The organism is Anaerolineales bacterium (genome assembly GCA_016928575.1).
In the GTDB taxonomy this organism is placed as follows: domain Bacteria; phylum Chloroflexota; class Anaerolineae; order Anaerolineales; family RBG-16-64-43; genus JAFGKK01.
Genome location: JAFGKK010000104.1, coordinates 18,600 through 28,502 on the forward strand (window position 1 = coordinate 18,600; position 9,903 = coordinate 28,502).

At 62.4% G+C, this 9,903-nt stretch carries 10 protein-coding genes; 6 read left to right on the top strand and 4 right to left on the bottom strand.

The features are described 5' to 3' along the window. Positions 1–49: 49 nt before the first annotated feature. From JW929_13075 to JW929_13090, 4 genes are all read right to left on the bottom strand, one after another. Complete coding sequence (locus JW929_13075) at positions 50–514, bottom strand: hypothetical protein (GenBank protein MBN1440333.1); 465 nt, start codon at positions 512–514, stop codon at positions 50–52. Between the two features lie 18 nt (positions 515–532). After that, entirely contained in the window at positions 533–1,096 is a 564-nt protein-coding gene (locus JW929_13080) for a hypothetical protein (GenBank protein MBN1440334.1), read from the bottom strand. Between the two features lie 144 nt (positions 1,097–1,240). Continuing rightward, entirely contained in the window at positions 1,241–2,020 is a 780-nt protein-coding gene (locus JW929_13085; protein ID MBN1440335.1) for a methyltransferase domain-containing protein, read from the bottom strand. Further along, the gene (locus tag JW929_13090) at positions 2,013–2,963 is read right to left on the bottom strand and encodes a polysaccharide deacetylase family protein (GenBank protein ID MBN1440336.1); all 951 of its coding nucleotides are present in this window, start codon (positions 2,961–2,963) and stop codon (positions 2,013–2,015) included. Before JW929_13090 ends, JW929_13085 begins: the two co-directional genes overlap by 8 nt. 217 nt (positions 2,964–3,180) lie before the next feature. Between JW929_13090 and JW929_13095 the strand changes: the two genes are divergently transcribed. From JW929_13095 to JW929_13120, 6 genes are all read left to right on the top strand, one after another. Continuing rightward, on the top strand, positions 3,181–4,053 hold the full coding sequence (locus JW929_13095) for a hypothetical protein (GenBank protein ID MBN1440337.1): 873 nt from the start codon (positions 3,181–3,183) through the stop codon (positions 4,051–4,053). A gap of 11 nt (positions 4,054–4,064) precedes the next feature. Beyond that, the gene (locus tag JW929_13100; GenBank protein MBN1440338.1) at positions 4,065–4,898 is read left to right on the top strand and encodes an NAD+ synthase; all 834 of its coding nucleotides are present in this window, start codon (positions 4,065–4,067) and stop codon (positions 4,896–4,898) included. Between the two features lie 147 nt (positions 4,899–5,045). Further along, a complete protein-coding gene (locus JW929_13105; GenBank protein ID MBN1440339.1) occupies positions 5,046–6,086 on the top strand; it encodes an MFS transporter in 1,041 nt (346 codons plus the stop codon). After that, positions 5,996–6,418, top strand: coding sequence for an MFS transporter (locus JW929_13110; GenBank protein ID MBN1440340.1), 423 nt, complete (start codon positions 5,996–5,998; stop codon positions 6,416–6,418). Before JW929_13105 ends, JW929_13110 begins: the two co-directional genes overlap by 91 nt. A 45-nt stretch (positions 6,419–6,463) precedes the next feature. Beyond that, on the top strand, positions 6,464–8,959 hold the full coding sequence (locus tag JW929_13115) for a hypothetical protein (protein ID MBN1440341.1): 2,496 nt from the start codon (positions 6,464–6,466) through the stop codon (positions 8,957–8,959). A 243-nt stretch (positions 8,960–9,202) separates the two neighbouring features. Beyond that, on the top strand, positions 9,203–9,903 hold a 701-nt coding region (locus JW929_13120; protein MBN1440342.1), incomplete at its 3' end, for a hypothetical protein.

Here is a 9,903-nt window from a genome sequence, read left to right on the forward strand (position 1 = left end):
CTTTGCGTCTTGGCGGTGAAACGGTTTTCGGAAAATGAAAAAAGCCCGGCTACAATTCCGCGCGCCACTGCTGCGGATCGATCTCCTCCACTTCCGTGTCCCAATCTTTGCGCAGGACCACCCGGGCGATTCCGGCGTTGAGGATGAACCGCTTGCAGAGGATGCACACTTGGTTGTGGCCGTACAGATACAGCGTGCTGCCGACGCAGTTGTCTTCCCCGGCCTGGATGATCGCGTTCTGTTCGGCATGGATGCTGCGGCAGGTTTCGTAGCGGGTTCCCGACGGAATGTTGTTCGCGATCCGGTAGCAATACCCGCGCGACAGGCAGGATTCGACCCCCACGGGGGAGTTGTTGTAGCCGGTGCCCTTCACCTTGCGCCGGGCGTTGACGATCACCGCGCCAACCTGCGCGCGGAGGCAATCGCTGCGCGCCGCGGCCTGGGCGGCGAAGCGCAGGAAATATTCGTCCCAGCCGGGTCGTTTGCGTTCGGTGTCGGTTTTCTCGGCGGCCATTGTGTTTCCCTCGGGCGGTCAGGATTCCAGTACGTTTTCGTATTGCAGGATCCGCTCCAAGCCGCGGATCAGGTCTTCCGGGGCGGCGTCGTTGAGCAGCGTGTAATCTGCCAACGCGATCGGCCCGCCCTTCTCGATGTTATCGATTTCCGCATAATCGCGCGAGACTGCCTCCGCGGGGGTGAGCGGCCTGACGGCCCGCTGCGCAAGCCGTTGGTAGCGCAGCGCGCGGGGCGTGAACACCGCGATGACCAGCAACGCGTCGCCGAACTTCTGCTTGAGGATCTTGTATTCGGAGAAGCTGTAGAGGCCGTCGATGAACACGCGCCGGCCTTCGCGCAGGAAGGCTTCGATTTTTGGGAGCGAAAGCGCGGCGAAGGCGCCCATCCCGTGCGTGCGGCGCAGCTCCTCGCGCACCGCGCGCTCGTTGGCCTCGTTGACCGCGAAGCCCCGGCGCTTCACCTCATCGATCGTCAGGCCGCCGAAATACACTTTGGCGAACCCGAGCTGCTCCAGGCGCGCTCCGGCCACGCTCTTGCCCGATCCGCACATGCCCACGATGGCGAGGATTTTTATGGCCATAGACTGTCCGCATAATAGTGAAGTAAGAAGGATCTGTCAACGGGACGGACCCTTCCGTGAAATCCGGCGGGTTGGTTCCGGCGGAACGATACGCACCTGACAGGTGCCGACCTGACAGGTGCGCACCTGTCAGGTCGGCACCTGTCAGGTCGGCTCCGGCCGGGGTGGCTCGGATTTTCCCGGGGCCCGGAAGCGGACGATGATCGTCGAGCCGAGCCAGGCGATCCGGCTGCGGGGAAATAACCCTTCCCAGATGTGGGCCAGCAGATTGTTGAGCGGGGCGAGGATTTTTGAGAGGGGCCACGGGAGCGGGTAGAAGTGGCAGTAGCGGCGCGAAAAATCCGTAAACCCGATCCGCGCGGCCGCGGCTTCAAACTCGGCCGGATCGTGCGCGCGGAAGAACCCGGCCGGCGCGCGTTTCATCCACCCCCGGCGCGCGTAGAAATTCCACAGCCTGCGTTCCAGGCAGCGCCGGTTGCGCAGCGTGACGACCGCCGTGCCCCCGGGTTCCAGGATGCGGAGGAATTCGGCCAGCACGGCGCCGTCCTCCGGCAGGTATTCGATCAGCCCGACTGCGATCAGCGCCCGGAAGGAATGCGCCCGGAAGGGAGTCCACACCGCATCCGCACGTGCGACCCCCGCGCCTCCAGCCCCGGCGGCCAAGCGGACCATCTCGGAGGAGAAATCCGCCCCGGTCACGGAAAAACCCGCCCGGCGCAGATCGGCGAAGAACTCCCCCGCCCCGCAGCCCAAGTCCAGCACGCGGCCGCTCCCGCTCCCCAGCATCTCCAACACATACCGTTTGCGGTATTGCTTATCGGGATAGGCGAATGGATTCCGTCCGGAGCGCCGGTAGATCTCGCGCCAGGACGGGGATTCGCGGTCGAAGCGGGCCTCGATACCGTCGCGCGTTGCCCTATCCATCGGCGTCCGCCTCCAAACGGGCCGCCAATCCAGCCGCGTCCTTGGAAGCCATCCAACGGTGCAGCACCAGCGGGCGATCCTTGATTGCCGGCGGAAGCAAGTTGCTTTTTTCGAACACGGTGAGGATCCAGGCGTATCCCAGTTCCCGGCAGACGGCGATCGTTCGGCGATTAAAAGGAGAGAACGGAAGCGCCAGCCCGGCCGCCGCAATCCCGCGGGCGGCGAGATACTCGTGGCAGCGCACGATCTCCTCCCTCTGGACCGCGGCGGAAAGCAGGGTCAGCAACGGATGCGACCAGGTGTGGTTGCCGAAATCCAGGAACTCCCTGGGGGCGACGTCCGCTTCTTCCATGAACAATTCGTTTTCCGCCGCGATCGACGCCGGATCGAATCCCTTGCGGGCGAAGAATTCGTCCGTGTCCTGCTGAATCCGCATCGTCCGGATGGCTTTGGGATTCTTCGACCATTTGTAGAATCCGAGCTCCTTCAACATCCCGAAGCGGTAAGGGCCGCCCCGGGTCCGGAGAAACTCGGTGAATTCCGCTTCCAATCCCGCTTGCATGAGGTAGCGGATCTTGTCGCGCCAGAGCAAATCCCGGTTTCCCAAGACGAGCGGGTTGACGAACATGGTCGCGGGGATGCGCATCGCCTGCAGGACGGGATAGGCTTCTTCGAGAACGCAGCGGTAGCCGTCGTCGAAACACACCGCGGCGCAGGGCTGGGCCGGCCCGGCGGCCGTCCCGCCGAGCGCGGCGATTTCGTTCAGGCGTACGATCCGGTAGCGGGCGGCGAGGTATTCCAGCTGCCGCCGAAATTCCTCCACCGTCACCGTGTGTCCGGAAAGGGTGAACCCGTTGCGCCTCTCCGAAACGAAATGGTAAAGGATGATCTCCAGACGGAGTCCGGCGGCAAAGGCGGCGCGCTTTTTTCGGAAGAGGAACATGGCGGCTTGGGTTCGGGCCGTCGGGCTGCGGCCAACGGCGGCAGTTGCCTTCCGATCCGTGATGGACGATCGCTGGGATTGGGCGACGGGAGGATTATAGCACGCGCTCCGCCCCGTCCGTCCTCGGCAAGCCGCACTCCGTGTCATGCGGATCCGGTCGATCGGCGAGGGGAGGCCTTGCTATCCTTCCCCCGTCCGGAGTGGTATCATTTCCGCCATGAAACTACGTCTTGCGCTGGCGCAAATCTCCACCAAACTCGGGGACGTCCCGGCCAATTTGGAGAAGCACTTGGTCTGCATCCGCCAAGCCCGCAAGGCTGGCGCCCAACTGGTCGTCTTCCCGGAACTGTCCCTCACCGGTTACGCCTTGCAGGATCTCGCCTCGGCGGTCGCCTGCCGGCCGACGGAGGAGGATCCGGTGTTCCGGCGCCTGCTTAGGGCTAGCCTGGTGCTCGACATCGCCGTGGGATTCGTCGAAGAGGACGTCCGCAACCGCTTTTTCATCTCCTCGGCTTACCTCTCGCACGGTGAGATTGTCCACATCCACCGCAAGGTGTACCTGCCGACGTATGGAATGTTCGATGAAATGCGGTTTTTCGCGCTCGGCGACGGGGTGCAAGCCTTCACCACGAACTTCGGCCGGATGGGGATGCTCATCTGCGAGGACTTCTGGCACGCCTCGCCGCCCTACCTGCTTTGGCTCGACGGCGCGGACCTCTTTCTGTTCATGTCCTCCTCGCCGGGACGCGGCCTGCACCCGAATCCGGAGTTGGAAACGGCGCGTTGGGTGGAGCGCGTCATCCGCGGATACGCCAACACGTTCACCGCGTTCGTCGCCCATACCAACAAAGTGGGCTTCGAGGACGGGTTGAACTTTTGGGGCGGTGCGATGGTGTTCGATCCCAACGGGCGGCAGATCGCCAAGGGACCGTACCACGAGGAAGCCTTGACTCTGGCGGAACTCGACTTGAACCAATTGCACCGCACCCGCGCGCGCCTGCCGCTTCTGCGCGACGAGCGCACGGCGCTGATGCAGCGCGAGTTGCAGCGGATCTTGGTGGAAAGCGGCCGCACGTCCAATCTGCGATGACGAGGAAGCCGATGGTCAACGTCTCCGAACTCCTGGCGATCAACACCGAGCTGGCGCGCAAGATCCTGACCTCCTTCCTGCAGGAGGAGATCACACGCACCGGGATAAAACACGCGGTGGTAGGCGTATCCGGCGGTCTGGATTCGTCACTAGCGTGCTTCCTGGCGGCGGAGGCGCTCGGGCCGGAGAACGTGCTGGCTCTGCGCATGCCCTACAAGCAATCCGCCGCGGATTCCCTCCAGCACGCCCAGAGGGTGATCGAAATCTCCCGCGTCAAGTCGCTGACGGTCGACATCACCCCGATGGTCGAGCCGCTCTTCGAGCATTTTCCCAAAATGGACGCCCGCCGGAAAGGAAACGTCATGGCCCGCGAGCGGATGATCGTGCTCTACGATCAATCCGCCGAGTTCGACGCCCTGGTGGTGGGAACCGGCAACAAAACCGAGATCCTGCTCGGCTACACCACGGTCTACGGCGATTCCGCCTGCGCCCTCAATCCGCTTGGCGACCTCTATAAAACCCAGGTGCGCCAACTGGCCCGCGCGATGGGCGTGCCGGAGGATATCCTGGCCAAGCCGCCGACCGCCGACCTGTGGGCCGGGCAGACGGACGAGGGCGAGCTGGGATTCACCTACGAGGAAGCGGACAAACTGCTTTACCTCCTGGTCGACGAACGCTACAGCCCGGAAGAATGCGTGGAAGCCGGCTTCAAGAAGGCCTTCGTCGAACGCGTGGTGGATACGGTGCGCCGCAACCAATTCAAGCGCGTCCTGCCGCCGATCGCCAAACTCAGCCACCGCACCGTGGGCTATGATTTCCTCTACCTGCGGGATTGGGGCACCTGATCCCCGAAAATCACTTTCATGGCTGCCTGAAAAACGGTCCGCCCTTTATTATTTCCGGTACTTATCGAGTCGTCATGCCAATCGTGATTGACATCCCCGGAATACAAGGGGGGGGCGGCTGACCATCCAAGAGCATCCGGATCTCCCATGGACGATCTTTCTGCGAAAAATCCCTCCCTCGGCGGAGAAAAGGAATCCTTGTCCGCTCACGCCCGGCCGCGCCTGTTCGCCGCCCTGCACTACCACAACTTCCGGCTGCTGTGGACCGGGCAGTTCGTCAGCGTCTCCGGCAGCCAGATGCAATCCGCGGCGATCCTGTGGCAGGTCTACGCCCTCACCGGCGACCCGCTGGCGCTCGGCGCCGTCGGGCTGTGCCGCCTAGCGCCGATCTTCCTGTTCGGCGTCCTCGGCGGTATGGTGGCGGACTCATTCGACCGCCGCAAGCTGATGATCGTCATCCAAAGCGGGATGGCGGCCGTGGCGCTCGGGTTCGCCGCGTTATCCTTCTCGGGATCGATGACGATCGCCGGGCTGTACGGCCTCATGATCCTGAGCGCCTCGTTCAACGCGTTCGACATGCCGGCGCGCCATTCGCTCATCCCGGCGCTCGTCCCGCGGGAGGATCTTCCCAACGCGTTCAGCCTGAACTCGACGATGATGCAAGCGGCGGGCGCGCTGGGGCCGGCGCTGGCGGGATTGATGATCGGCCGGCTGGAGGTGGGATGGGTTTACCTGATCAACGCGGTTTCCTTCCTGGCGGTGATCTTCTCGCTCCTAGCGATGGACGGCTTGGAGAACAAGCCGTCGGATCGCCCGCGGATCTCTTTCGGCGCGGCGGAGGAGGGAATGCGCTTCGTCTTTTCGCACCCGATCATCCGTTCGACGATGCTCCTGGATTTCATCGCCACCTTTTTCGCCTCGGCGACGGCACTCCTGCCGATCTTCGCCGCCGACATCCTGTACGTCGGCGCCGAGGGTTACGGCGTGCTCTTTTCCGCCGCCGCGATCGGCGCGCTGACCATGGGCTTCCTCCTCTCCCTTCTGCCCCGTACCCCCCGTCCGGGACCCACGAACCCACGCTGCTCGGCGCCGTCGGCTTGTTCGGCCTGGCGACGGTCGTTTTCGGCATCTCGCGCTCGTTCTGGCTTACCTTCGCCTTCCTTGCCGTCACCGGCGCGACCGACATGATCAGTATGGTCGTGCGCAACACCGCCCGCCAACTGCAGACTCCGGACGAAATGCGCGGCCGGATGGTCAGCCTGAACATGATCTTCTTCCAGGGCGGGCCGCAGCTGGGCGAGTTCCAAGCCGGAGAGCCGTGGCCGACTGGCTGGGCGCTCCGGCCTCGGTCGTGCTGGGCGGGCTGGGGAGCCTTTTGGCCACCGTCTGGGTCGCCGCTGCGACGCCGGAACTGCGGAAATATAACGGGTAAGATTTCCCCCAAAAAGAAGCTCCACAAAACATCCAGTAATCCTCCACCGTCAAGCGCTGACGTTCGTTTCCTAATACAATTTGTTTAAGTGTCTGATTTTAAGGAATGCCAAGTGGAATCCATAGAGGGAAACATGAAACCAACATGTTCTTTCCGGTCGGCCGCTTTTGCGACGGTGATCCTCCTTCTCGCCTCCGGCTGCGTTTCCTCCGGCATTTTCACGGTCAACAACTCCGCGGATTCCGGCGACCTCTCCCCCGGCGACGGGAAATGCCAGGCGGCGGAGGGCGCGGCCGTGTGCACCCTGCGCGCGGCGATGGAGGAAGCCAACGCGCTGGCAGGAATCCAGACCATTCTCTTCAACCTCCCCGACGGGGATACGGTGATCTACCCGGTTACCGCCCTGCCGGAAATCACCGACGGGGTGATTATCGACGGCACCTCGCAGCCCACGTTCGACGGAGGCAAACCGGTCATCCGGGTGGACGGGTCCTCCCTGGGCGCGGGTCCAGCGGTGAGCGGATTCATTAACGCCGCCGGCGTCAGCGCCACGATCCAGGGTCTGCAGATCCTGCGCTTCTCCAACCACGGGATCGAGAACTACGGGAACCTCACCCTGGATCATTTGGAAATCGCCGTCAACCAGGCCAGCGGGATCCAATCGTTCATCGCCGCCGGAAACATCGACATCACGCTGACAAATTCCACCGTGTTTGAAAACGTCGGCCCGGGAGTCAACGGGACCAACACCACCTTCACCATGGATTACGTCACCATAGACCGGAACACCGGCGGCGGCCTGCGGCTGACGGGCGGATCGCTCGATCTTAACCACGGCGGAGTCGCCGACAACGCCGTCTTCTCCGACGGCGGCGGGATTTACCTTTCCATGGCCGGCAATCCGGACATCCGCAACACGACGATCGAAGGAAACACCAGCGGACAGAACGGGGGCGGGCTGTATCTGTGGGGATTGCCGGGCACGATGCTGATTATGGAAAACTGCACCTTCGACGGCAACTACGGGTACGACGGCGGCGGAATCTACATCGACGCCGGCACCTCGCACCTGGCGGCCAGCACGCTGATCAACAACCGCGCCAAGCGCCACGGCGGCGGCGTGTTCGTCAACGACAACAACAACCCGGCGTTTTGGGTTGAAGAAGGAACCGTCATCGGCCGGATCGGCGAAGGCAACATCGCCTCTTCCGCGCCCGCGGCCGGCGGCCTGGGCGGCGGAATCTACAACACCAAGCAATTGAACATCTCCGAATCCTCGATCGAAGGCAACACCGGCGACGGAATCTACAGCGAGCAGGGGAACCTGATCCTCCATAACAGCGTGATCCGCAGCAATACCCGGAACGGGATCATCTCCTACAATGCCGGAGTCGGTTCCCCCGCTACGACGTCGGTGCACATCGAAGACACCCAAATCCGAGAGAATGCCGGAACAGGCCTCGCCGAAACCGGCGGCGCGTTGACGATGGAAAGGGCAGTAATTCAGGCCAATCACGCAGGCGGATTGCGGTTGAGCGGGGTTAACCTGTCAATCGCCGACAGCACGGTATCGGAGAATACCAACAGCGGGCCCGGCGGCGGTTTGTGGGCCGAGCTTTGCAACGGCACCTTAGAAAATTCCACCTTCACCGAAAACATATCCTACCAAGACGGAGGTGGGATGTATCTGGCGCTCGGCGATTCCCATATCCTGACTCTACACAATGTAACCATCAGCAGCAATTACACACAGCATTACGGCGGCGGCGTACTGGTGGCAAGCGGAGAAAGCTTCTTTATTCACGTAACCATCACGAAGAATATCCAATCGAGCGGCGGGTTTTATAAAGCCTATGGAGCCAACGCCACCTTCATCAATTCCATTATTGCGGAAAACCCTCTCCATAACTGCGTCGGCCATCCCCTCTCCATTTCCGGAGGCCACAATCTCGACGACGACAATTCCTGCGGGTTTACCTTACCCGGAGACCTTTCCGGTGTCGCGGCGGGCCTCGGCCCACTGCAAGACAACGGCGGCAACACCTACACCCATGCTCTGCTGCCCGGCAGCCCGGCGATCGACGCCGCAGGTGACGCCGCCTGCCTTCCCACCGATCAGCGCGGAATCCTGCGCCCGCAGGGATTGCACTGCGACATGGGTGCGTTTGAAGCCGAAGACCCCGCCACCGCCACGCCGCCGGCGGACACCGACACCCCGACACTGACCGCCACCCTGACCGGAACACCGACACTCGCCGGGATCCTCTTCGGTCCGGTTAACTTTTCCACGGACACCGTGTATGCCTACGGCCGGTCCTGCGATCCAAAAGAAGTATCCATTCAGGTCAGAGTCTCTCCGGAGGAAAATGTGCAGTCGGTGGGACTCTTCCACCGATTGGAGGAGAAAAACGGAACGCAAGCCGGCCCCTGGAGCGAAGGCTTGGCGATGATCCCACAAGGGGGAGGCTGGTATCAATTGACCCTTTACGGGGAAGATCTGATCGGGGATTTACGGTCCAACGACGAGATCTGGGTGGCAATTCAATTCGTCGCCAATGCGAAAGACGGGAAGATCCTGGCCCGCAGCGAGATCTTCCGAAAGATAACCTTGGGGCGCTGCTATCAGTAAGAGAACCTCACTGTAAAAAGGCCGTATTCCGCGCAGGGAACGGCTTAATACATCTTTTCGAGCCCATTTCCGGGCGGAGCGAGAAGGACGGGGCCGTAGATCCTGCCTGGGACTTCCCCGATAAAACCTATAAAGAAACTCCAATGTTCCTCCGCTGCCAGGCACTGTTTGGGCAATTGCTTATACAATAGAAGAAATACGGCTTCCTTCCCATCTTCCAGCGGAATCGCCGTGGAGGTAATGATGAAAGCGCTCTGTTCTTTTTCCTGTTGCAAGAGAATTCTGATCCCCGCGACCCTCCTTGTCCTGTCGGCCTGCGGCGTCGCCAATCCACCGTTCACGGTCAACAACTCCGCAGACAGCGGCGACCTCTCCCCCGGCGACGGCAAATGCCAAACGGCGGCGGGTTCGACCGTGTGCACCCTGCGCGCGGCGATGGAGGAAGCCAACGCGCTGGCCGGCGCACAGACGATCCGCTTCAACCTCCCGGACGGGGATACGGTGATCTATCCCGCCGCCGCGCTTCCCGAGATCACCGAGGCGGTGACGATCGACGGCACCTCGCAACCCACGTTCGACGGCGGTAAACCGGTCATCCGGGTGGACGGATCCTCCTTGGGCGCGGGTCCGGCGGCGAGCGGATTTAGAAACGCCGCAGGCGTCAGCGCCACGATCCAAGGCCTGCAGATCTTGCGCTTCACCAACCACGGGATCGAAAACTACGGCGACCTCGCTCTCGATCATCTGGAAATCGCCGTCAACCAGGGCAGCGGGATCGATTCGTTCATCGCCGCCGGAGGCATCGACATCACGCTGACAAACTCCACCGTGTTCGAAAACGTCGGCCCGGGAGTGAATGGCATCAACACCAACTTCGCCATGGATTACGTCACCATGGACCGGAACACCGGCGGCGGCCTGCGGCTGACGGGCGGATCGCTCGA

What these genes read in the sequence shown, in the direction of transcription:
- JW929_13080 (MBN1440334.1), bottom strand. Translation starts at nt 1,096, where the DNA reads ATGGCCATAAAAATCCTCGCCATCGTGGGCATGTGCGGATCGGGCAAG.
- JW929_13105 (MBN1440339.1), top strand. Translation starts at nt 5,046, where the DNA reads ATGGACGATCTTTCTGCGAAAAATCCCTCCCTCGGCGGAGAAAAGGAA.
- JW929_13075 (MBN1440333.1), bottom strand. Translation starts at nt 514, where the DNA reads ATGGCCGCCGAGAAAACCGACACCGAACGCAAACGACCCGGCTGGGAC.
- JW929_13085 (MBN1440335.1), bottom strand. Translation starts at nt 2,020, where the DNA reads ATGGATAGGGCAACGCGCGACGGTATCGAGGCCCGCTTCGACCGCGAA.
- JW929_13115 (MBN1440341.1), top strand. Translation starts at nt 6,464, where the DNA reads ATGAAACCAACATGTTCTTTCCGGTCGGCCGCTTTTGCGACGGTGATC.
- JW929_13100 (MBN1440338.1), top strand. Translation starts at nt 4,065, where the DNA reads ATGGTCAACGTCTCCGAACTCCTGGCGATCAACACCGAGCTGGCGCGC.
- JW929_13090 (MBN1440336.1), bottom strand. Translation starts at nt 2,963, where the DNA reads ATGTTCCTCTTCCGAAAAAAGCGCGCCGCCTTTGCCGCCGGACTCCGT.
- JW929_13095 (MBN1440337.1), top strand. Translation starts at nt 3,181, where the DNA reads ATGAAACTACGTCTTGCGCTGGCGCAAATCTCCACCAAACTCGGGGAC.